The following is a 21,057-nucleotide window of genomic DNA, read 5'->3' on the forward strand; positions in this document are numbered from 1 at the left end:
GCGGCTCTAGGCGCCCAGGTCCAGCCGCATGAGGGCCTGGTGCAGTGCCTCGGCGGCAAAGCCGCAGCGCTGCAAGGCCTCGCCGCCCAGGTCGCTGCGCTGCAGCTGCGGCACGCTGACCTTGGCGCCTGGGTGGGCCGCCAGCAGGGCTTGCACCAGGGCCTCGGCATCCAGCTGGGCGGGGTTGCCGTCGATGAGCGAACGCACGATGACGCCCGTTTCGACGTCGCCCGTGAACACCAGCTGCGCGCTGCCGCGCCGCCAGGCCGTCCACGGCATGGTCAGCACGCCCACGACGTCGGCGCCCACCTGCAGAGGCAGGTCGGCGATGGAGGCTTCCGCCTCGCGCAGCCAGGCCAGCGCCTCGGCCTGGGTGCAGGCCAGCTCGGGCGATGGTGGGCGGGCCTCGCCGGCGTCCGCCATGCGCTGGTAGCCATGCAAGGCGTGCTGCTTCACAAAGCCATGGCGGCGGTACAGGCGCGCGGCGCGCTCGTTCTGCACGAACACCTCCAGCTCCACCGCCTTCAAGCCGGCCTCGCGGCCCCGGTTCACGAAGTCCTGCAGCAACTGCACCGCCGCGCCGCTGCCGCGCGCCTGCGGCACCGCGCCCATGGTGCCCAGCCGCCAGCGCGCTAGCGCCGGCCGCGGCGCCACCAGCGCGAAGGCGAGCACGTTGCCTTCCGCGCTGACCGCCGCCCGCCCCAGGCCCAGGTCCACGCCCTGGCGCAGCACAAAGCCCGGCCATTGGTCCAAGGCCAGGTTGAAGGGGCCGATCAGGTAGTCGGAAAAGGCCCGCACAAAGGCCGCGTGCAGCGCTTCGGGGGCGAGCTGGTCGGTGGGGACGAGGGAGAAAGAGGCGGTCATGGGAGTGGGCGTCGAGCTTGGACTACCGGGGCATTCTGGCCATGCCGGACCGTCGGCCTCAAAGTCATGCGGCCCGCTCAACCGCTTGAGCGCCGCCTGTAACCCCGCGATGGAAGAATCGACCGCACCATGAAGAAGACGCTGCACACCCTCGCCGTGGCCGCCGCGGTCGCTGGCACCACGGTGCCTGCACAGGCCCGCGACGGCCAGTTCTCGCTGCTGGTGTTGGCCATGCCCAGCAAGTACCACTACGAGTACATCCCCATTGCGCGCGAGAGCTTCGAGAAGCTCGCCAAGCTGCACGCCTTCGAGCTCATGTGGACGGCCCAGCCCGGCGCCTTCGAGGGCGACCTGAGCAAGTACGCGGCGGTGGTGCTGCTGAACAGCTCGGGCGAGGAATTCAACGAGGCCCAGCGCACAGGCTTCGAGCGCTACATGCGCTCGGGCGGCAACGCCGTCGTCGTGCACCGCGCCATCATCAGCAAGCCGGGCATGTGGCCCTGGTACGAAAAGCTCGTCGGCCGCAGCTTCATCATCCACCCCATGCTGCAGACGGCCGTCGTCACCAAGGCCGACGCCGGCCACCCCGCCACCTTCGGCCTGCCCGACCGCTGGATCTGGTCAGACGAGTGGTACGAATTCAGCAACCCGCACGGCATCACCATCCACCCCGTGCTGGCCGTGGACGAGCGCAGCTACGACCCCACCAAGATCTGGCCCGGCCAGGTCGCCAAGGGCATGGGCGCCGACCACCCGGTGAGCTGGTGGCACCCCTACGAAAAAGGCCGCGTGTTCGTCACGGCGCTGGGGCACAACGGGGAGATGTACCGCGAGGGACAGTATCTGGAGCACTTGTGGGGTGGGGTGTGGTGGGCGGCGACGGGGCTGGGTGTTCAGAGGCGGCCTTAGATACACCCTCGCTTAGATTGGGAGCAGGTCGGGAGCATCACCTGAAATCAACAGGCTACCGGCGCCGTGCATCTCGAAAACGTCGATGCGCTCGCAGGCCGGCAGCGCACTTTGCGCTTTAGCAAAGGCCCAGCGCGCGATTTGCTCGGTCGTACAGTCCTGCAATTCCGGCAGTTCATGAAGCGGCTGATGGTCCAGCGCCTTGAAGATGGGATCGAACAGCGTCTTCACATCGCCGAAATCCATCGTCCAACCCATCACTTCATCCAGCGGCGCGCGCAGGTGCAGCCGCAAGTCGTAGGTGTGGCCGTGCAGCGCGGTCAATGGATGCCCGGGCGGCGCAAGTGCCGCCCACGCGAAACCCATCGCCCGGTTGCCAAGAGTATCGCCAAGGGCGAGAACCGACACTACGTCTTCAATCGTACCTTCCCCCTGAATCCCAGCACGATAGCGGACGGCGACGAGTTGTCTTCAAACTTCTCGAAGAACTCCGTTATCTCCTCCACGTGCTCCGGCATTTCGGGTCGCTGGAAATTCCGCAGATCGTTAGCAGCTTTCTTTGGGACAGTGCTCCAGTCCGCAATGTCAGCGGTAGTAGCGACAAATGAGCATTGAATAGGTGCCGTAGGCCGTTGCCGAAAAAAGTCGCATCTGTAGCGCATCGGAACAACCGCCACACCCTCGTGCTGCTGATCTTTCATCTTTCACTCCCTTGCACCGTTGATGCGCCAGGCAAGCTGACGCGTTCCGTTCAGCAGCGCTTAATGGGCTGCCTTGACGCAGTCTTTCACAAACTGCGCCATATAAGCGAAGTTGTGGGGCGACATTTCATGCGAAAACTGAAGCATTGTCGCAGCTGGACTATTTCATCTCGCGTTTCGCCATCCCGGCGATTTCGCGACACCAGATCTGAAACCAGCCTACGTAGGCGACACCAGATTTGAAACGCCTCCAAGGCGTGTTCTCGCGCTACTCGGACGTCAGCGCACTAGGGTCGGAGGAGGGGCGTGAGGATCGTCCCAATGACCGCCAGACCCGCGCAGCAGGACCCGGCGAAGGCGCACCAGGCGAGCAGCTCCTTGCGCGCCCGGGCGGCGTCGTTCTCGAACAGCTCAGCCAAGCCGTCGATCTTCTGGGCGAGTGCGTCCTGAAGACGCGTCAGCGCCTCGAGACTTTGAGCTGCTGGTTGGACCGGGGGAAGCATGCTCGGATGCTACCGACCAGGTCGGCTTGGTCAAGGTGGTGAGCTCGATGCTCGTAGAGCGTCGGTCTGGCCAAGGCGCGCTGAAATTTCGGCGTTGCTACAGGAAACGCGGGCTTCGTTCCCCACCAGCAGACGGGCGAAAATTCGGCAAGCCCGACCTTAACCGGCGGGCTTTCTCATTTCCGTTGGGATCGCACTCCCCAAGGAGTAGCCATGATCGAGCTCACCTGTGCCTCGTGCGGTCGGGCGTTCCCTGTCCGGCCTCAATCGCCCAAGCAGACCTACTGTGGGGCGCTGGAGTGCCAGCGCGAACGGCGCCGGCGGTGGAACCGGGTCAAGCTCAGGACCGACCCGGACTACCGAGCCAACCAAGCGGCGGCCCAGCGTGCCTGGCACGCCCGGAATCCAGACTACTGGCAAACCTACCGCGGGAAAAGGAAGCCGGGCGCCGTGACGCCGGCCCCTCAGCGGACGCTTGCAACAATTGACGCGTCATCTTGCGGTGCCGATCCAGATGCCGGCATCTGCTGGATGGAGGTCTGTACGCCAGGGCCGGACGGTGTTCCGAGGGCATGGCGAGTGGAGCTTTCGTTGATGCGTCAGCCCACCGTCCGCAAATATGGACGCGTGCAAAGAGAGGACTCGATAGCAGCGCCTCCGGGCGCCGCCTAATGTCCCGACTGCGCAGCTTCGATTTCCCGTGACCGTTCGGCGGGATGCCTGATCGGGCTTACGACGGACCGAGGCGCGCATTGGCATTGCCCCATTGGGCGGAGACGGTCATGCAGCCAGAAGACCTTCAACCCGGCGAAGAACGAACCAGCGATTTCCGCGCTGCTGAGTACGTTCGCATGTCCACCGAGCACCAGCAGTACTCGACCGAGAACCAGGCCGACAAGATCCGCGAGTACGCTGCCCGGCGCGGAATCAAGGTGATCCGGACCTATGCAGACGCCGGCAAGAGCGGCCTGAGGATCGACGGCCGTGAGGCCCTGCAGCGACTGCTGCGTGACGTCGAGTCTGGCCAGGCGGACTTCAACGTCATCCTCGTCTATGACGTCAGCCGCTGGGGCCGCTTCCAGGACGCCGACGAGAGCGCGTACTACGAGTACATCTGCCGGCGCGCGGGCATTCAGGTCTGCTACTGCGCCGAGCAGTTCGAGAACGACGGCTCGCCCGTCTCGACGATCGTCAAAGGCGTCAAACGTGCCATGGCCGGCGAGTACAGCCGCGAGCTCTCGGCCAAGGTCTTTGCTGGCCAATGCAGGCTGATCGAGCTGGGCTTCCGCCAGGGCGGGCCGGCAGGCTTCGGCCTGCGGCGGGTGCTGGTCGACCAGGTCGGCAACGTGAAGGGCGAGCTGTCGCGAGGGGAGCACAAGAGCCTGCAGACTGATCGGGTCATCCTGACACCAGGCCCCGACAGCGAGATCCGCGTCGTCCGGGAGATCTACAGCTGGTTCACCGATGGAGGCATGCACGAGGTCGAGATCGCCAAGCGGCTCAACGACCGAGGCTTGAGCACCGACCTGGGCCGCAGCTGGACTCGGGCCACCGTGCGAGAGATCCTGACCAACGAGAAGTACATCGGCAACAACGTCTACAACCGCGTCTCCTACAAGCTCAAGAAGCTGCGTGTCATTAACGGGCCGGACATGTGGATCCGCAAGGACTGCGCCTTCGAGGCGGTCGTGTCGCAGGAGGCGTTCTACACGGCACAGGGAATCATCCGAGCGCGAGCCCGCCGGTTTAGCGACGAGGAACTGATCGAGAAGCTGCGCGGTCTCTATGAGCGCCGCGGCTTCCTCTCCGGCCTGGTCATCGACGAGACCGAAGGCATGCCATCGGCGGCGGCGTATATCCACCGCTTCGGCAGCCTTATCCGGGCCTACCAAGCCGTGGGCTTCACACCCGACCGGGACTACCAGTTCCTCGAGGTCAACAAGTTCCTCCGCCGACTGCACCCCGAGGTCGTCGCGACCACGGAACGCGAGATCGCAAACCTTGGCGGCGTTCTTGTACGAGATCCAGCTACGGACCTACTCGACGTCAATCGCGAGTTCAGCGTGTCCATTGTGCTGGCACGCTGCCAAAGCCACGATGACGGCCGCAAGCGCTGGAAGGTCCGCTTCGACACCAGCCTGGCCCCCGACGTCACGGTGGCGGTGAGGCTCGCGCCGGGCAACGAGGCCATCCAGGACTACTACCTGTTGCCGAGGTTGGACTTCGGACTGCCTAGGATCAGCCTGGCAGATCACAACGGCATCGAATTCGAGAGCTATCGATTCGATTCTCTTGACTACCTGTACCGGATGGCTGAGCGCGCCAGGTTGAGGAGAGCTGCATGAGCCGGGAGCACCCGCCCGGCGAGCTGCAGATGATCCCCATCGACAGCATCCGGGTGCTGAATCCAAGGGATCGCAACGCCCAGGTCTTCGAGGAGATTGTCGGCAACATCAAGGCGCTGGGCCTCAAGAAGCCAGTGACCGTCACGCCGCGCACCGATGCGAATGGCTCGTACTTCCTATTGATCTGTGGCGAGGGCCGCCTGAAGGCATTCCTCAACCTCGGCCAGACGGAGATCCCGGCGATGGTCGTCCACGTCAGCGACGAGGACGCCTTCATCATGAGCTTGGCCGAGAACATCGCTCGGCGGCAGGGGCGTCCGCTGGAGCTGCTGGCTGGCATCGACTTGCTCAAGAAGCAGGGCTATGACCGCCGCGAGATTGCGAAGAAGACCGGCCTGAGCTACGACTATGTCAGCGGCATCTTGCAGCTGCTGGAAAACGGGGAAGAGCGGCTGTTGGTTGCCGTCGAGCGCGAGCGGATTCCACTGAGCGCCGCGCTGACGATCGCCGGCGCCGGCTCCAACGACAAGGACATCCAGGCCGCTCTGCAGGAAGCCTACGAAAGCGGCCAGCTGCGTGGCAACCAGCTGCTGCGGGCCCGCAAGATCATCGAGCGGCGCCGGAACCTTGGCCGGTCTGTGGCCAAGAACGGTCCGCGCAGGTCCACGAACGTCACCTCCGCCAGCCTGATCCGAACCTACCAGCAGGAGGTTGACCGCCAGCGCTTGATGGTGCGTAAGGCAGAGCTTGTTCAGCAGCGGCTGCTGTTTGTGACGGAGGCCCTGCGGCAGCTTTTGACCGACGAGGATTTCACCAACCTGCTGAGGGCCGAAGGCCTCGACACGCTGCCCAAATATCTGAACGACCGCGTCTGGCCGCTCGGGAGAGCGGCATGAACAATCCGCTGCTAGGTTTCGTGCCCGATCCCATCACTGTGCCCTTCGACAAGTTGCTGCCGTCCAAGAAGCTGCCTATCGGACTGGAAACCTCCAAGAAGTACCTGCAAATCAAGGCGTCGATCGAAGGGATCGGCCTCATCGAGCCACTGTCCGTCGGGGCTGCCGACAAGGCCACGGGGATGCATGTGCTGCGCGACGGGCACATCCGCGTCCATGCGATGAAGGAGTTGGACTTTCAGGACGCGCCCTGCCTAGTGACGCTTGACGACGAAACCTACACCTACAACAACAGGATTAACCGGCTATCCACGATCCAAGAGCACATGATGATCCGCCGCGCGGTCGACCGCGGCGTCACGCCAGAACGGATCGCCAACGACCTGAAGGTGGACGTCAGCCACATCCAAAAGAAGCTCAACCTCCTCGACGGCATCTGCGCCGAGGCCGCCGGCTTGCTTAAAGACAAGCGGTTCTCGCCCAACCTGGGCGCGACCATCCGCAAGATGAAGCCGACGCGGCAGATCGAATGCGTCGAGCTGATGGTGGCCGCCAACAATGTGTCGACTTCCTATGCAAACGCGCTGCTGGCCGCGACTCCGGCCGCCATGCTGGTCAACGAGCGCAAGCCCAAGAAGCTCGCAGGCGTGAGTGCGGAGCAGATGGCCAAAATGGAAAAGGAGATGGGCAACCTGCAGGGACAGTACAAGTCCATCGAGCACTCTTACGGCCAGGACGTTCTGAACCTCGTGCTGGCCAAGGGCTACCTCAAGAACCTGCTGGACAACGAAGCGGTCATCCGGTTCCTGTCGATGCGGCAGCCCGACGTGCTGCGCGAGTTCTCCAACCTCGTCGAGGTCGATGCGCTGGACAAGTGATGGACGGCCAACCCCGGCGGACGCTGAAAGCCGCGCAAGCCGACGCTTTGCTCCGATGGGCGGATGGCGGATCGGGTGACGCCCGGGCGCCGGTGCCAGACGCGGCGTGCCTGTACGGCCTGGTGGGAGACGTGGCCTTGGAGGGTAGCGAGGGTGCTGAGACAAACCCCATTGCCATCGCTGGCAACTTCATCGCCTACCTCTCGTGCGCCATCGGACGTACGCCGCATCTAGCGGTCGGCAACACCAGTCATCACGCTAGGCTGTTCTTTCTGCACGTGGGCCGCTCGGGCCGCGGCAGGAAAGGAGACGCCGTCTCCCTCGTCACCCGCATCGACGAGCTTGTGCGCAGGAAGGGACGCAGCCTGGCGCCGCAGATCCATCGCGGCGGGCTATCGAGCCGTGAGGGCCTGGCAGCGCTGATCCATGATGGCTATCGAGTCGGGACGCAGGACGTTGCAGCGGTTGAAGACAAGCGCCTTTGGGTCGTTGAATCCGAGTTCGCCAACGTCCTCCAGCAGAGCCAGCGCGGGGGCAACACGCTTTCCGCAGCGCTGCGAGATTGCTGGGACGGTGTCGACCTGAAGCCCGCAACCAAGACGAACCGTGTGTACGCCACCGAGCCGCATGTCTGTCTGAGCGGGGCGATCTCGCCGGTGGAACTGCTTGGCCTCGTCCAGCGGCGAGATCTGTGCAACGGCTTCGTCAACCGCTTCCTGATGGCGTGGGGCGAGCGGACACACATCGAGGCCTTTCCCCGAAGAGTGCCGCAAGCGCGTGTCGAGGCGCTAGCGGCGGAGGTGGCGGGGGTGCTGGACTTTACGCGCCCGCGAGACGCGGACGGGCGCGAAACGGTGCTGATGTCCATGGCGGACAGCGCGCGGCGGCGCTATGCGCAGCTGTACCAGGCCGAGTTGAATCAGGACCTTGGCAATACGTTGGTCGACAGCCTCCTGGAGCGCCGGGCGCCCATGCTGCTTCGACTGGCTATGGTCTTTGCCCTGACCGACCGGCAGTGGTCGATAGAGGAGAAGCACATAGAGGCTGCGATGGCATGGACCAGATACGCGACAGAATCTGCGTGCTTCGTCTTCACCGGCAAGGCCGCCAGCCCCGCACAGCTGCAGATGCTCTGGGCCGCTGAACGCATCTCGGAATTCTTGGCAGCGCGGGGTAGCGCATCCCGCCGCGATCTTGTTATCGACTGCTTCGCACGACACCAGCCTGCTGCAGTCATAGACGCGGCGATTGCACATCTAGCCGGTGCTGTAGGCGGTATCCACGTTGAGGTTCGCCCCAGGTCGAGAGGCGGGCCTGGCCGGCCTACGACGATCTACAGGCTCCGTCCCCAGCCAACGTCGAATTAGTTCGCATCGCCGTTCGCAGTGGCAAGCCGTTGTCGCACAACAAAGTTCGCCATGTTCGCTAAGTTTGCAGAGGCTCCTTCGGAGCTCTGATGCAACAGAATGCCTCCTTCTAGGGAGGAGAAGTTGTGTCGGCCGCTTACTCGATGCCCCCGAACCGGGCCTATCAGGAGATCCTCGATGTGCTGCCTGCAGACCAGCGCTGGTGCTCTTTCGATGTTCCGATGGAACAGGCAAAGGCCGGGAACGCAACACGGTTTGGGATGACGCTGTGGAACTTTCATACCGTCAAGGCCACTGGCGAGTTTGAATCTTGGGCGTTCACGCGAGACCGCGCGTCGGGCTTGCTGTGGTATCGAGTCGTCAAGGCGCGCGACGGAAAAACGACGATAAACAGGCAGTCCCTGTTGAATGCATTGAAGCTTGCAGCTCAGATGCCAGACCGGATACCGATGCGAGGCCTGTTAAAGGACCGCAAGACCAGTCGCTGCGCACCCGATCACGTGTTTGATATTCAAGAGGTTCTAGAACAGGCGGACGGCTCCGCGCTCTGGCTGAGGCTCGGTGAGCCTGAAGGCGGCGTTGGAACCCAGGTTGAAGAAGCGCCCCTTCCAGAGATGGTCGAACTGGCGGCAGCCCTGGCGGAGAGACGCCCTTCGGCGCTTCCAGAAGAGGCGTACATCGCAGTGCGCGATGCGGCCGTGGGGATCTACTTTGGTGACGCCATTCGAGCCGACGAGGTTCGGAGACTTGTCTCGCAAGGGATCAACAAATCTACAGTCAACGCGCTGTTCAACAACTTCCGTTGCATCCTGAGCGGCCATGCTTTCAAGGCGCCGATGCAGGCATGGGGCCTCCAACTCTTCGTGGACGCGATCATCGCCAAGAAGGGCGCGGACGTTGTCCCCAACGTGATCAGCTCGGTCGAGGCCTACGTTGGCTACGCAGAGAGCAAATGGGGGAGCCGGTCTGCCGGCATGCGCGCGATCCTCACCGCGCTCAAGCGCGAATGGTTGCAGGAATCCCTGCTCCTGGAAGTCGCGCGGACCACCGACCATGCGTCTATTGAACTGGCGTCGACGCCGAATTCCGGCCCTTCCGAGGTCCTGCGTCTAGGCTGGGTACGCGGTCCTCAGCACGCGGCCTTCCGCCGCTATCTGATTCAACGTTGGAACGGCCGCTGTTCGGTTCACGGTGTGGCTTGCAACGAGCAACTTCGGGCCTCGCACATCGTGCCGTGGAGCCATGATGAAGCCATCCGAGCCGACGTCAACAACGGCTTGCTCTTGTCGGTGCCGCTGGATTGTCTGTTCGATCAGGGGCTGATTTCATTTGACGCCGACGGTGTATTGATGGCGGCGGCCAAACTTGCGCCAGAAACTCGTGCGCTCTTCGGCGTTCGTGCTGGTCTGCGCATCGGGTGGGATCACTTGACCGACAGTGAACGTCTGGGGCTGCGAGTCAACCTTGCCAGGCACAGGGAGCTTCATAAAGATGCTGGCTTTCTCAGAACCGCCCCCTCTGCAATCTGATGCCCGCTGCCTTTTTTCGTGTCGCAACCAGTGCTGCAGTTCTTCTGGTTCCGCTGATCGCCCAGGCATGGGGTGCCGCCGGACACCGCCTGGTCGCGGACATCGCATACCAGTCACTTCCAACGTCCACACGCACCAAAGTTGACTCACTTCTCGGCGTAGATCCGGGCGCCACCTTGCCGTCCATATCGACATGGGCGGACGATGTGCGATCACCCAGTACCGCCGCTTGGCACTACGTCAATTTTGCGCGGGGGTCGGGCTGTCACTTCGACGAGGGAACCAACTGCCCAGGTGGCCAGTGCGTGGTCGGCGCGATCGAAAATCAGCTCGAAATCCTCGCCAGCTCGCGGCCAGCTAGTGAGCGGTTCAAGGCACTGAAGTGGGTTGTCCACCTGGTCGCGGATGCGCATCAGCCGCTTCATGCTGGTTTTGCAGACGACAAGGGCGGCAATCTGCTCCAAGTGCGTGCCTTTGGACGCGGCAGCAACCTCCACGCCGTTTGGGACGGCGGGATGATCAAGAACTGGCCTGGAGGCCTGGGTGCCCTTCGAGAACACCTCATGGAGGCCGGCGACGCACCGCAAGACGCCTTGCCCCCTCGTCGCTGGGTTGAAGAGTCATGCCGCATAGCCAGTTATTCAGAGTTCTATCCGGAGGGGCGGTTCATCACAGAACACTACCTGAACCGGTGGGGGCGACCAATGGCTTCAAGGCTGAGGATCGCCGCTGACCGGCTGGCCCGAGTTCTTCAAGACGCGCTGCCGTGACCCAGTTGTCCCCGGTACAGGACATGTAGTACTGCCTTTCAGATCTGATCTGCTGAAGAAATACTGTCGGCAGCCGTCGATCGACGGACCGGAGACCGGACGCACGCCCAACTTCGAAAGCAATGACCTGGGCGATGTGCCGACGCCCTTGGCAAGGGTCGCGAGCGACACATAGGCCTCTGCAAACCGGGCGATCTCGTCAGGCGCTACGCGGGCCCCGCGACCAGTCCTGGCGCATCGCAGCAAGCCTCGCCTCGCCAACTCGTAGGCCACTTCTTCCTTGATGCCCAGGTCTCGGGCCGCTTCACGCAACGTGAAATCAGTCTTGGCCTGCGTGGCTCGGGCGGCTTCGATCCAGTGACGCAATGCCGCCACGTTGATGCACGCATGTCCCAGAGCTTCTCCATCATGACTGGTACCAGCAAATGAGAGAAGCTCACCTCCAACTGCGCCAGCTACAACGCTCATCCGCTCCTTGTCCGTCAGCCGCCAGTAGCGCAGAACCGATCGCAGAGCCTGCTTAGGCGGCGCGACGCTCGAGGCAGGAATGCGAGGTAGCTCGCCCGAGATCATCCAAGCACCGGCGCTGTTCGACCGGTCAGCGACCAGCGATAGCAACTTTGACTCAATCATCTGCCTCACGATCTTCCGCGGTAGGGCCAGCCGCTCGGACGCCTGTTGCAGGGTCAGCGCGGCCTTCGCCATGTCGCGCAGCTGAGGCAGCTCGTCCTCATCGAGGAAAGTGAACTGGCGTCCCGATGGACCGCTGACCACGTCCGCACGTACCGCCTTGGATTGGACAAGGCGCTTCAGCGTGCCTTCGGTCAACCCAAGTTCGCGGACAGCATGCTTGCGGCTGACCCTACGGTGGCCGCCTACTGTGTCAGCGCTGAGGCGGCGGTTCCGCCCGCACAACAGCCCCCACCAGTGCTCGCGAAGGAAGGCCTCAAAGGCGTCACGAAGAAACTGGAACTCCGCCCCCGCCAGGCGCTTGTACAAAACTCGGTACAGCGGGCCGAACACCTCAGGCAACCGGGCTGAGAACGAGCTGTTCCGCACGTGCTCGAGACGCTCCTTCAGAAGGCTATCGAACTGGGTAGGCCAACTGGATAGCAGTCTGTCGGTAGAGCTGGCGAGAGAGCAAGCCAGATCAAGGCGGTCGAACCCGTCGAGCTTTCCAGGCTTCTGTGGAAACGTCGGCGAGTTGAACTGCCCCATGAAGAGAACAAGTCGGCTCAACCCGTCAAAGGTGGAAGACGTTTCCTGCCGAGCGAGCGCCCGAGCAGCTGCCTTGGCCAGCACCATTTCCAGCTCACTGCAAGCGCTACCGTCTGCTCCTTCGCCGAGCTGCACACCGCAGCTACATCGGAGGTCGACAACGCCGAAGGCAGCAACCTGGCTACCGCACGCATGGCAACTGTCCGTCAGCCGCCGCCCGTGCTTTGAGCATGCGGTGACGGCCTTCAGTTGCCACGCCTGCCGCAGATATGCGCGGTCGCGCATGCACGCTGGGCACCATCTGAGATGCCGATGATTCCAGGCTGCGACGGCCATGTCGGTTGACGCGAGAACTCGGAAGCAAGGTGGCATCGGCCCCCTCAGCTCTTCGATGGTGTGACAGGGAATGCCTACCGCCTCAGAGATCGTCAACGCGAAGCTCGTACCTGCTGGGGACCCCAATGCTTGCCAAAGTGCCCGCGGTCCATCAAAGCCGTGGGCCGCAGATAACCTGACGAGGTACCCGAAACGAGACTCGTCTGAAGCTGGTGGTGGGCGCAATGGAAGCACTACGTCCCTTCAACGGCAGCTGCCTCTCGAAGCTCGGCCAGATACCGCCGGAGCTGGCTAATCGGCACCGGCCGAAGTTGCATCCAGATCGATGCCACGACGTGCCGAGCGTCGCGCACGATAAGTGGGTAGTCCATTGCAGCGATGCTGAACAGATCAAGCTCGAACTCACCCTCCGCGCCCCTTCGAAATGCGCGATGCAGTTCGATCACGATTTCGGCAATAACGTCATCTTCCGGCTGCCAGCTGTGATGCACGCCAAAGAGCTGGTCCTTCGCCTGACATGCACTGATGTCAACATCCCAGCAGCCGAACCACGCGCCGAAGGCCTGCAGCTCGGCGATCGTCCCGGAAGCGCCGGTCGCGACGTACAGCAGAGTTCTGTCCAGTGGGAGCTGCACCTGATGTGCCGAGATGAAGTCGTGCAGGCCGGCCGCAACTTCGTGCCGAAGCATGCTCCATGACCGCCGGGCGTCGTTGGCCCAAGTGATCAGGCTTCGCAACCGACCAGAAGGCGGCGCGATGAACCTGCTGTTGCGCCTATTCAGCTGTTGAACCAGCTCAATCACGACGGTACGACGGTCGCGCAGCACGCGACCAAGAAGTTTTGCGGCCTCAGCGATTCCGATGCTGTCCGACTGCTCAACCCGCTTTAGCAGTTCTACCCCATCCAATACTGAGTTCACAACACTGGTCCCGGCCGCTTGATCGCCGCGCTGGAAGCCCTCTTCCACTAGCTGCGCGAGGACAAGCTCGTGATCAGATGCGGCTTCGACAGCGCCGTCACTGAGAGATGCCCCACAACGACAGAACCAGCCAGGACGGCACGTCTGCCACGTCAGGGCTTCGTCGCATCCAATGCACCGATCAATCAGCTTGCACCCATGCTCTGGGCAAGCCCAGACGCACGGGGCCTGCCAGAGCATTCGGTGCCTCGGGTGGGCTCGGAGACATAGGGCGCAGTACGCGACGCGATCCGCTGCACTCAGCAGCTTGCGTGAGGCTGCCGCCGCATGAGAACGCAGTTGCGCGACTGGCCTCCAGGCCTGCGCAATCGTTTGAGCATTGCCGACCGCCGCGCCCAAGGCGTCGAGCGTAGCGGCATCTCCCGATGCACGCGCGAGCACTTCTAGCAGGCTCGCAGGCAGCCGATGACCATTCGATCCATAGACCCTGTACAGATAGCCGTGGACACTTTCTCCGGCCTCATAGGTAGGACGCATGGGCAGGTCGCCGATTGAAAGTGAGCTATCGACCACGTTGCTTCACCTGGCTTGGCCGGACGTCTTCAAATGGCTCGCCCGCACGATCCAGCCGGCGATGAGTGAAGGCCTCGTTGAACGGATTCAATGCGCCCACGCCCTCCCACCAGACCTCGTTGGTAAAAACACGCTCAAGGAGGAACGGCTCGATCGCGTCATGCCCCTCTTCGATGGCCAGTCGGAGCGCTCCTCCAAGCAGCTTCTTGATATGAGCTATCCGCCCGTCGCTCGCGTAGTAGAGGCGCACGCCGAGGTCATCGAGCGGAAAAGGCTCGGCGGAGAGCCGAAGCGGCAGGGACTGGCCAAGGGACTGGAAGAGTTCCAGGCACTCTTCGCGGACCGTTCGGCTTTCGTCCTGACCCAGCGACAGCCGCAGCCGATTTGAGAAGCGCCTGCGCAACTGCTCGTTCGCCTGGATCAACGTTTCAACGCGCGGAAGGCCCAGGAAGACAGTTGGCACCCCCATTCCGTCGATGAGCACCTTGAGCCAGTCGGCCACCATGTAGTGGGTGTGAGACTGGCCCCGATCGCTGATGTGCTGGGCCTCATCGATCAGGATGATCTCGACTTTGCAACCGTGAACCAGCTTGACGATGCGCCGCGCCTTCTCGGAGATGGTCCCGCGGTTCGGTGCGGGATCACCAAGGGACGTCAGGATCGCCTCTGCCATGCTCGCGATCGTCGCAGCGGCTGGTACGGCGACCACGAGCACCGGCACGACGTTGCGCTCCGTCAGTCGCTGCATCGGATACGCCGCCGCAAGCCAGCGGCACAGTGTGCTCTTGCCGGTGCCGCTTTCCCCGACGACGACGAGATGCTGCACCAATCCAGCTTCGCGGAACATCTCGAGATTGGCGCGAATAGCATCGGCCGCGGCCCGGAATGCCGCGAACTCTATGTACTCCTCGTCGAACCGCCGGAGGTCCTGATAGAGCTCGCGCGCACTCATGGATCGAGCCTTTCCGACTTGATGGTGAAGCGCGGCAGGAGCTTCGACGGTTCAGTGGTCTCAACAGCGGGCCCCTCCACAAGGCGCAGCTTGGGTCGCTTGCTGGGACGTGCCGGCGGCGCCAAGGACGGGCCGTGAGCTGGCGACGAAGAATCGCCGAAACTAGTCCCCTTGTTCCGCCTGGTAGCGGACAGTCCTCGCAACTCGGCGTGGCGGCGCCGATCACGTTGCTTGCGGCTGCCAAGGAGCTGCTGCATGCCCTCTGCGAGGTCGATCTTCGCCTGACGTACTGCGTCCCGATCATGCGCCGCCAAGCCCTTCTCCTTGATCTTGTCGTGGACCAGACCAGCCTGCACCAGCGTCAGCCCGGTGTACTCCTCGAACAGCGTCGCTCGTACGGTCACCGGCTCCAGATCCTGCGGTCCCCATACCTGAATTTCGCCGACGTCGTCAGGATCAAACACGATCCGCATCGGCGCGCCTGGGCCGTGGATATCGAAGAGTCGGTTCAACGAGGAGTCGCAGTACCGGATGTTGTTCAGATCTATGCCGTAGTGTTGCAGCGCACGCTCTTCGACCATGCCGATTCGGCGTTGGAACGCGGCGAGGTCCGGGGGAAGCTCGATCGTCGTCCGTTGGGCACCCTCATCCCACAACGCCATGGGCACGCCGTTCACGCCACGATGCAAGGTCTGACCATAGATATCCAGTAGCCATTTTTCGAACAAATGCCGGAACTCGACGAGCGTCAGCAGCGCATGCTTGGCAGGGTCGTAGTCGCCTCGTTGGTGCAAGCGGGCGAAGCTCGTGCCCGGCAGCTGGTGTGCGAAGGAGTAGTTCAGCGTCCTGAGGAAGCGTTCGACCGTGCCTTTGAAACGCGGTTCGCGCTTGGGACAGAACTGGAGCGTGATGCCCAGATCGAGCGCGACAGATTCCAGATCATTTCCGTGAAACTCCAGCCCGTTGTCGAGGATCAATGCAAGCGGACGCCCGTAGCAATTCCAGGTGTGCACAACCTTTAGGCCAGGGACAACCGGCTCGGCCGGCTTCTTAGGCAAGATGGCATGCCGCAAAGCCGACATGACTGCGGCCGTCGACGGCTGACCAAACCCGATGTAGTAGCCCAGGACCATCCGGCTGTAGTGGTCGATCAGGATGGTGACGATGGGCCGACCGAGAGGCAGCATGGTTTTCTCATCCACCAGGAAGAGATCCAGCGGCGTGTGATCAACCTCTACCCGTTCAAGGATGTGACTGCTCTTGACGCTGCGGACCACGGTCCTGAACTTCCGATCCGCCGCCGGCTTGCCTTCCCGCAGCATCGCCAGGTCATACTTGGGCGCATCGTTTAGCAGCCGCTGGACTGTGCGCAGGCATGGAGCTCGCAGGTGGTCATCCTCTAGGCGCCGCCTGTTCTCTGCTTGGATTCGGCGCTCCAGAGCCGTATGCACGGTTACGGCATTGGCAAGCGGGCTCATGGCCATCGCCTCAGCGATGGCATCACGCAGCATTTCGAACAGCTCCGACTGCCCGTTACGCTGAAGTCTGGCCCGGGATTGAGGCACCAGAGCCCTGGCATCCTGGTCGATCTGATATCGGCGCCACCAACGCCAGAACGTGGCAACGCTGGGCTTCTTCTTGTCGTCGATGCTTGCAGCCGCTTGCTGCAGCAAAGGCAGGAGATAGCCACGAGTGAAGCTCGGCCTCCCCTGCTCGGCGACTACATCAATGTAGTGCTTGCGTCGCCGAACCTCGGCTTGAGTCTCTGGCGGTAGATCGCTCAGCGGCCGCGAGAAATGGCTGCGCTGCACCTCTTCTGGCACCGTTGCCTTGATGCCGGTAGGCCCCGTGTCGCAGTAAGCCTCCAGCAGCTCGGAGCGCATCACTAGTCTGCAAGACCCGTTGTCGACCTGCTCGAGTAGCACCTGCGAGTTTGGCTGGAGCTTCTCGATTCGGTACTGGACGCCGCCCCACTCAAAAACCAAGCCGACGCGAAATGCGAAAGCGCTCATGGCTGTTCTCCTGTGCAAGGTGGATCGGCGTTTCGAAGGAAACGGGGTGGTCGAGGTCGCAGGCGCATATGCCCTTCAGGATCAAGATGGCTGGATCAAGTCCGGTGCCCCGCAGCGCTGCGTGAGCGCTGCCTATCGTGTGTGGTCCAGTCGCCGCGAGCCTTCTGGCGCCAAAGTCTGCCGCGCCGGCGGTGACAGGCGCCGTGCCCGCTTGCCGATAGAGCCACCGGATGTTGTTGAGGCGCGGCTGGCGACGGATGTCGGCACAGGTCAGAACTTCGAACCGAATCTCGTCCCTCTCCAGCTGTACACGAATCGCTTCGAGCTTGCGCGCGATCTCAGGATCGCTGAGCCGCTCCTGCGGCTTGACCTCGACGTAGAGGAACTGCCCGGACGTCAGCAGCACCTCAAAGTCCGGCGTGTACTTGCGCAAGGCGTCGTCGTCGGGGTACGAGATGTCGACGGGCTGCTGCCGATAGGCCGCCACCTCGGGCGCCGCTTCCAGCAGGTGCATCAAGTCGAGTTCGAGGAGTTCCTCGAACTCGACCATGCGGCGATTCTTTCGACTTGGGAATTTCCCGCGAATGATCCCGCCGGTCGGGCGGACCACCCGGCGCGCGGGCGCGGTTGAGTTCGGGCCAGGCGCGTGCCATGGCCTGGGCGAAGGAGTCGTGTTCATCTTTTCTCCAGTTCCCGGACGAACGAGACGGGGCCTCGCCGATTCCAGGAGCGATGTGTCATTACCAATTTCGGACGTAGCAACGCCCGCGCGCAGTGGTGAAAACCGCGCGAACGGGGTCGGTGTGAAGGGTTTGGCTTGACGCTCCGCCGCAGAGGGCGATACTGGAGTTGCCTATCCGGGGTATCGCTCGATGCTCCGACCAGCGGGGCAGCCGAAAGGTTGTCCCGCTTTTCTACATGGGCGCCTCCCTCACGGTTCGCCGGCGTTTGATGCGCGGAAGCGGCCGCTCATGCGGCGGGACGCCAAAGTCAGGCATGTCGAGGATTTCGCTCATCAGACGAAGCTGGCGCGGCGTGGCGCTGTGCAGCTTTCGCCGCAGCCGAGCGACGAAGCGAAAGTGCTCTGGCGACGCATCGCCTTCGAGGATTAGCTTGCGGCTTGATTCGTCAACCGCTGTGCGTAGTTCGCGGCGCTCCTCAGGCGTCAGCGGCAAAGCGCCAGCTAGGCGCTCGACAAACTCTTCTGTGGGCGGGCCCTTGATGCCGATCTCCAGTGCGGAGATGTAGCTTTGCTCGTAGCCGAGCTTTTCCGCGAGCTCAGCCTGCCTCACGTCGTGCCGGCAGCGCAGGCGGTACAGAAGTTCTGAGAAGGGGCTCATTGCGCACAAAACCATTGCAGGTCTTGATAGCAGCGTAGTGGGAAATATTTGAAGCCGCCGCAGCGGTAAACCGGATGGCGAAGTGCTGTAATGTCGGCCACAGTCCTAACTGCACGTTCAACGGTGTAGTGCAATGAACTACACAAGGCTACGCGCCGCTTCACCTAAGCAAACGCAGTGTGTGTCGAGCGGGTTGGGACACTGTTTGGCAAGACTTTGCTCGGTTGCGTCTTTATCTTCTTTGAGCCACGCGCTACGTGCGTGCAGCGCTGCCGCACTGCGGGATAAAGCGGCGCCAGATCGACGGATGACATCGACACAGCCTCGACGAGGCCAGGGACGCTTCATCGCGAGATCTGCCCCTCGGCGGTAGCCAGGGTGGGGAGAATTGATTCAGATCTGTACCTCCTTCCAATCTGATGGCGAACGTCCGAAACCACGACAAGTGGATGACCAACTATCTCCGCCTACTTGCCTATTCCAAGGAACACGGCCATGCCCTGGTGCCTCGCGGCTTTGTGGCGCCTGACGGTTTCAAACTTGGCATTTGGACAGCTGAGCAGCGACGCCGAAGGCAGTATCACGACGACCAGGAAGTGGCCGCGCTTGAGGCGTTGCCAGGGTGGCTGTGGGATGCGAGAGAACGGCGAAAAGCACGTCAGTAGAGCCAGGTCGACTGCTGCACCGCGGTGGTGTAAAGTGGTGCACGCAGCACAGGAACCCCATGACGGTTAGCGATAAGAACGAGGTGAGGCCAAGTAGCGAACCGCGAATGCCGCGCGCGTCGGTCAGCTTTCCGCCGGACCTCTACGCAACGCTTGAGCGCATCGCCAAGCACAAGAAGGTGTCCGTGGCCTGGGTGGTGCGAGAAGCCGCTGAAAAATATGTTGGCGACCAATGGCCGCTATTCGCGGAGGCGGGTCAGGGCGAATGAATGGACACCCTTACCCCAGCAGAACGCTCGGCGCGCATGGCGCTGGTACGCGGCAAGGACACCAAGCCGGAACTGCAGGTGCGTCGCCTCGTTCATGGCATGGGATACCGGTACCGTTTGCACCGGAGAGACCTGCCTGGCACGCCCGACCTGGTGTTTCCTGGCCGCAGCAAGGTGATCTTCGTACACGGATGCTTTTGGCATCGTCATCTGAACTGCGCTCTTGCACGGCTGCCGAAAACGCGCGGCGAATTTTGGTTGCCGAAGCTCACCGCGAACGCCGAGCGCGACGCACGCAATTTGCGCGCGTTGCGAAAGCTGGGGTGGAGCGTCTTGACGATTTGGGAATGCCAGCTAGGGGACATCGCCAAGTTGGCCAAAAAGATTAGGGGATTTCTCGATGCGCAGCGTTGAACTGTTCGCCGGAGCCGGCGGGCTAGCAATGGGGATGGGGCGAGCTGGGTTCAACCACGCCGCGGTCATCGAATGGGACCATGACTCATGCGAGACCTTCCGCTTCAATCAGAAGAACCACGCCCATGACGTTGAGCGCTGGCCAGTGTTCGAAGGAGATGCGCGCGCGTTCGACTACGGCACGATCGACGGCGAGGTGATGGTGGTATCCGGTGGGCCGCCCTGTCAGCCGTTTTCGCTTGGTGGCAAGGCACGCGGGCATATGGACGAACGCGACATGTTCCCCCAGGCGGTGCGCGCCGTGCGCGAGCTAAATCCCAAAGCCTTCATTTTCGAGAACGTCAAGGGCCTGCTGCGCGAATCGTTCGCGTCCTACTTCGAGTATGTGCACCTGCAGCTTTCGCATCCTGAGCTGACGCGGAAAAAGGACGAGGCTTGGGAAAAGCATCGAGCGCGGCTGGAGAGGCACCACACCGGAAATCAAGGCGCCGCTCGCTACAACGTCGTGTACCGCCTGCTGAACGCCGCCAACTATGGCGTGCCGCAGCGACGAGAGCGTGTCTTTCTTATCGGCTTTCGATCAGATCTCGGTGTCAATTGGTCGTTCCCTGAAGCAACGCATTGCGAGGATGCGCTCCTGCGCGACCAGTGGATCACCGGCGACTACTGGGAGCGCCACCGCGTGGCAAAGCGCAACCGTCCGACCATGCCGGCCAAGCTCGAGCGTCGCATTGCTCGGCTTCGCGCCGAAAACATATTCATGGGTCTGCCGTGGGTCACGGTGCGCGACGCGATCTCCGATCTGCCCGACCCTGAGAAGCAGCCGAACAACGGCATTCCGAATCACGTCTTCAACCCAGGGGCACGGAGTTATCCGGGGCACACGGGAAGTCCGTTGGACGAGCCCGCCAAGACCTTGAAGGCTGGCGATCATGGTGTGCCAGGCGGCGAGAACATGCTGTTGCGGCCGGACGGCTCGATTCGCTATTTCACTGCGCGCGAAGCTGCGCGCCTTCAGACGTTTCCGGACGACTACGTATTCCGCGGCTCATGGAGCGAGACGATGCGTCAGCTCGGCAACGCAGTGCCTGTCAAATTAGGCGAAGTGGTTGCCGGGTCGGTTGCCGACAAGCTAGACGCAATTGGCCGGTCTCGGCTTAACCTCGTACGCGCGGCGTAACGGATGAGTGCGCAGCTTCGCCACGTCATCGGGGGCTACGTGCAGGCAGCACTGTGGCACCTGAACTGATGCGCTGATCAACGCGCTTATCGAGGGCTGCCGCTAACTTGGTTGCGTGCTCCACGCCTCAGGACCGCATCGACCAGCTGAGGCGCTCGGAAAGCAATGCCCGGGCAGTGGCCGCAGTTGCGGCGGCGATTTCTCGCTCCAGCTACTGATGGATTTAGCTGTCTTCCGCAATTTGTCATCCGTGCTTCGCCCTGTGTGAGCTAAGACTACATCAGCCCACGACATGGCCTCACTCAGTCACATGGCGCGGATCATCGGTGCGCGGCAGCCACGCAGCACGCGCCCATGCCGGATGTCGCCCGAGGAAGCGCTAGGAATAGATGTGTCGCGCTTAGCAGCTGATCGTC

Annotated in this window: 20 protein-coding genes and 1 pseudogene; 11 read left to right on the top strand and 10 right to left on the bottom strand. The window is 62.6% G+C overall.

The genetic code is table 11. The features are described from left to right. Positions 1–6 precede the first annotated feature (6 nt). Positions 7–864: a GNAT family N-acetyltransferase gene (locus J2X20_RS16525; protein ID WP_310266756.1), complete on the bottom strand. Its 858-nt coding sequence runs from the start codon at positions 862–864 to the stop codon at positions 7–9. Between the two features lie 129 nt (positions 865–993). Between J2X20_RS16525 and J2X20_RS16530 the strand changes: the two genes are divergently transcribed. Beyond that, positions 994–1,773 carry a ThuA domain-containing protein gene (locus J2X20_RS16530; RefSeq protein ID WP_310266758.1) on the top strand — a complete coding sequence of 260 codons (780 nt, stop codon included), beginning with the start codon at positions 994–996 and terminating at the stop codon, positions 1,771–1,773. Between the two features lie 12 nt (positions 1,774–1,785). Here J2X20_RS16530 and J2X20_RS16535 read toward each other — a convergent pair whose 3' ends face one another. Both J2X20_RS16535 and J2X20_RS16540 read right to left on the bottom strand, forming a co-directional pair. Continuing rightward, complete coding sequence (locus tag J2X20_RS16535; protein ID WP_310266761.1) at positions 1,786–2,181, bottom strand: 6-pyruvoyl trahydropterin synthase family protein; 396 nt, start codon at positions 2,179–2,181, stop codon at positions 1,786–1,788. Positions 2,182–2,761: 580 nt separating this feature from the next. After that, positions 2,762–2,977: a hypothetical protein gene (locus J2X20_RS16540; protein WP_310266763.1), complete on the bottom strand. Its 216-nt coding sequence runs from the start codon at positions 2,975–2,977 to the stop codon at positions 2,762–2,764. A gap of 782 nt (positions 2,978–3,759) precedes the next feature. Here J2X20_RS16540 and J2X20_RS16545 point away from each other — a divergent pair. The 6 genes from J2X20_RS16545 to J2X20_RS16570 all read left to right on the top strand — a co-directional run bounded on the left by J2X20_RS16545 (position 3,760) and on the right by J2X20_RS16570 (position 10,762). Next, the gene (locus J2X20_RS16545; protein ID WP_310266766.1) at positions 3,760–5,322 is read left to right on the top strand and encodes a recombinase family protein; all 1,563 of its coding nucleotides are present in this window, start codon (positions 3,760–3,762) and stop codon (positions 5,320–5,322) included. Further along, positions 5,319–6,218, top strand: coding sequence for a plasmid partitioning protein RepB C-terminal domain-containing protein (locus tag J2X20_RS16550; RefSeq protein ID WP_310266768.1), 900 nt, complete (start codon positions 5,319–5,321; stop codon positions 6,216–6,218). The genes J2X20_RS16545 and J2X20_RS16550 overlap by 4 nt, the downstream gene beginning before the upstream one ends. Further along, entirely contained in the window at positions 6,215–7,096 is an 882-nt protein-coding gene (locus J2X20_RS16555) for a plasmid partitioning protein RepB C-terminal domain-containing protein (protein WP_310266770.1), read from the top strand. Before J2X20_RS16550 ends, J2X20_RS16555 begins: the two co-directional genes overlap by 4 nt. After that, a complete protein-coding gene (locus J2X20_RS16560) occupies positions 7,096–8,463 on the top strand; it encodes a YfjI family protein (RefSeq protein ID WP_310266772.1) in 1,368 nt (455 codons plus the stop codon). The genes J2X20_RS16555 and J2X20_RS16560 overlap by 1 nt, the downstream gene beginning before the upstream one ends. 125 nt (positions 8,464–8,588) lie before the next feature. Next, positions 8,589–9,992 (top strand): HNH endonuclease, encoded by a 1,404-nt coding sequence (locus tag J2X20_RS16565; RefSeq protein WP_310266774.1) that lies wholly within the window; start codon positions 8,589–8,591, stop codon positions 9,990–9,992. Continuing rightward, a complete protein-coding gene (locus tag J2X20_RS16570; protein ID WP_310266776.1) occupies positions 9,992–10,762 on the top strand; it encodes a S1/P1 nuclease in 771 nt (256 codons plus the stop codon). The genes J2X20_RS16565 and J2X20_RS16570 overlap by 1 nt, the downstream gene beginning before the upstream one ends. On the opposite strand, the gene J2X20_RS16575 is transcribed toward J2X20_RS16570, so the two are convergent. The 7 genes and pseudogenes from J2X20_RS16575 to J2X20_RS16600 form a co-directional block, all read right to left on the bottom strand. Then, positions 10,703–12,550 carry a TniQ family protein gene (locus tag J2X20_RS16575; RefSeq protein WP_310266778.1) on the bottom strand — a complete coding sequence of 616 codons (1,848 nt, stop codon included), beginning with the start codon at positions 12,548–12,550 and terminating at the stop codon, positions 10,703–10,705. The two genes, J2X20_RS16570 and J2X20_RS16575, sit on opposite strands and share 60 nt — an antisense overlap. After that, complete coding sequence (locus tag J2X20_RS16580) at positions 12,550–13,284, bottom strand: hypothetical protein (protein WP_310266779.1); 735 nt, start codon at positions 13,282–13,284, stop codon at positions 12,550–12,552. Before J2X20_RS16580 ends, J2X20_RS16575 begins: the two co-directional genes overlap by 1 nt. Positions 13,285–13,434: 150 nt before the next feature. Further along, positions 13,435–13,773, bottom strand: a pseudogene (locus J2X20_RS29490) (TniQ family protein); the annotation flags it as partial. A gap of 25 nt (positions 13,774–13,798) precedes the next feature. Further along, complete coding sequence (locus J2X20_RS16585; protein ID WP_310266782.1) at positions 13,799–14,761, bottom strand: TniB family NTP-binding protein; 963 nt, start codon at positions 14,759–14,761, stop codon at positions 13,799–13,801. Continuing rightward, complete coding sequence (locus tag J2X20_RS16590) at positions 14,758–16,773, bottom strand: Mu transposase C-terminal domain-containing protein (RefSeq protein WP_310266785.1); 2,016 nt, start codon at positions 16,771–16,773, stop codon at positions 14,758–14,760. The genes J2X20_RS16585 and J2X20_RS16590 overlap by 4 nt, the downstream gene beginning before the upstream one ends. Further along, positions 16,736–17,323, bottom strand: a complete 588-nt coding sequence (locus J2X20_RS16595; protein WP_310266787.1) for a TnsA endonuclease N-terminal domain-containing protein — start codon at positions 17,321–17,323, stop codon at positions 16,736–16,738. The genes J2X20_RS16590 and J2X20_RS16595 overlap by 38 nt, the downstream gene beginning before the upstream one ends. Before the next feature lie 364 nt (positions 17,324–17,687). After that, a complete protein-coding gene (locus J2X20_RS16600) occupies positions 17,688–18,113 on the bottom strand; it encodes a helix-turn-helix domain-containing protein (protein ID WP_310266790.1) in 426 nt (141 codons plus the stop codon). A 449-nt stretch (positions 18,114–18,562) separates the two neighbouring features. On the opposite strand from J2X20_RS16600, the gene J2X20_RS16605 reads away from it, so the two are divergent. From J2X20_RS16605 to J2X20_RS16620, 4 genes are read left to right on the top strand one after another with little or no spacing between them, the layout of a single operon-like run. Continuing rightward, the gene (locus tag J2X20_RS16605; RefSeq protein ID WP_310266792.1) at positions 18,563–18,778 is read left to right on the top strand and encodes a helicase associated domain-containing protein; all 216 of its coding nucleotides are present in this window, start codon (positions 18,563–18,565) and stop codon (positions 18,776–18,778) included. Positions 18,779–18,837: 59 nt separating this feature from the next. After that, positions 18,838–19,047: a ribbon-helix-helix domain-containing protein gene (locus J2X20_RS16610; protein ID WP_310266794.1), complete on the top strand. Its 210-nt coding sequence runs from the start codon at positions 18,838–18,840 to the stop codon at positions 19,045–19,047. Further along, positions 19,048–19,461: a very short patch repair endonuclease gene (locus J2X20_RS16615; RefSeq protein WP_310266796.1), complete on the top strand. Its 414-nt coding sequence runs from the start codon at positions 19,048–19,050 to the stop codon at positions 19,459–19,461. Then, the gene (locus J2X20_RS16620) at positions 19,448–20,641 is read left to right on the top strand and encodes a DNA cytosine methyltransferase (protein ID WP_310266798.1); all 1,194 of its coding nucleotides are present in this window, start codon (positions 19,448–19,450) and stop codon (positions 20,639–20,641) included. Before J2X20_RS16615 ends, J2X20_RS16620 begins: the two co-directional genes overlap by 14 nt. Positions 20,642–21,057 lie beyond the last annotated feature (416 nt).

Source organism: Roseateles saccharophilus (assembly GCF_031458095.1).
GTDB lineage: Bacteria > Pseudomonadota > Gammaproteobacteria > Burkholderiales > Burkholderiaceae_C > Pelomonas > Pelomonas saccharophila_A.

What these genes read in the sequence shown, in the direction of transcription:
- J2X20_RS16525 (WP_310266756.1), bottom strand. Translation starts at nt 864, where the DNA reads ATGACCGCCTCTTTCTCCCTCGTCCCCACCGACCAGCTCGCCCCCGAA.
- J2X20_RS16530 (WP_310266758.1), top strand. Translation starts at nt 994, where the DNA reads ATGAAGAAGACGCTGCACACCCTCGCCGTGGCCGCCGCGGTCGCTGGC.
- J2X20_RS16540 (WP_310266763.1), bottom strand. Translation starts at nt 2,977, where the DNA reads ATGCTTCCCCCGGTCCAACCAGCAGCTCAAAGTCTCGAGGCGCTGACG.
- J2X20_RS16545 (WP_310266766.1), top strand. Translation starts at nt 3,760, where the DNA reads ATGCAGCCAGAAGACCTTCAACCCGGCGAAGAACGAACCAGCGATTTC.
- J2X20_RS16550 (WP_310266768.1), top strand. Translation starts at nt 5,319, where the DNA reads ATGAGCCGGGAGCACCCGCCCGGCGAGCTGCAGATGATCCCCATCGAC.
- J2X20_RS16555 (WP_310266770.1), top strand. Translation starts at nt 6,215, where the DNA reads ATGAACAATCCGCTGCTAGGTTTCGTGCCCGATCCCATCACTGTGCCC.
- J2X20_RS16560 (WP_310266772.1), top strand. Translation starts at nt 7,096, where the DNA reads ATGGACGGCCAACCCCGGCGGACGCTGAAAGCCGCGCAAGCCGACGCT.
- J2X20_RS16570 (WP_310266776.1), top strand. Translation starts at nt 9,992, where the DNA reads ATGCCCGCTGCCTTTTTTCGTGTCGCAACCAGTGCTGCAGTTCTTCTG.
- J2X20_RS16585 (WP_310266782.1), bottom strand. Translation starts at nt 14,761, where the DNA reads ATGAGTGCGCGCGAGCTCTATCAGGACCTCCGGCGGTTCGACGAGGAG.
- J2X20_RS16590 (WP_310266785.1), bottom strand. Translation starts at nt 16,773, where the DNA reads ATGAGCGCTTTCGCATTTCGCGTCGGCTTGGTTTTTGAGTGGGGCGGC.
- J2X20_RS16595 (WP_310266787.1), bottom strand. Translation starts at nt 17,323, where the DNA reads ATGGTCGAGTTCGAGGAACTCCTCGAACTCGACTTGATGCACCTGCTG.
- J2X20_RS16600 (WP_310266790.1), bottom strand. Translation starts at nt 18,113, where the DNA reads ATGAGCCCCTTCTCAGAACTTCTGTACCGCCTGCGCTGCCGGCACGAC.
- J2X20_RS16605 (WP_310266792.1), top strand. Translation starts at nt 18,563, where the DNA reads ATGACCAACTATCTCCGCCTACTTGCCTATTCCAAGGAACACGGCCAT.
- J2X20_RS16610 (WP_310266794.1), top strand. Translation starts at nt 18,838, where the DNA reads ATGACGGTTAGCGATAAGAACGAGGTGAGGCCAAGTAGCGAACCGCGA.
- J2X20_RS16615 (WP_310266796.1), top strand. Translation starts at nt 19,048, where the DNA reads ATGGACACCCTTACCCCAGCAGAACGCTCGGCGCGCATGGCGCTGGTA.
- J2X20_RS16620 (WP_310266798.1), top strand. Translation starts at nt 19,448, where the DNA reads ATGCGCAGCGTTGAACTGTTCGCCGGAGCCGGCGGGCTAGCAATGGGG.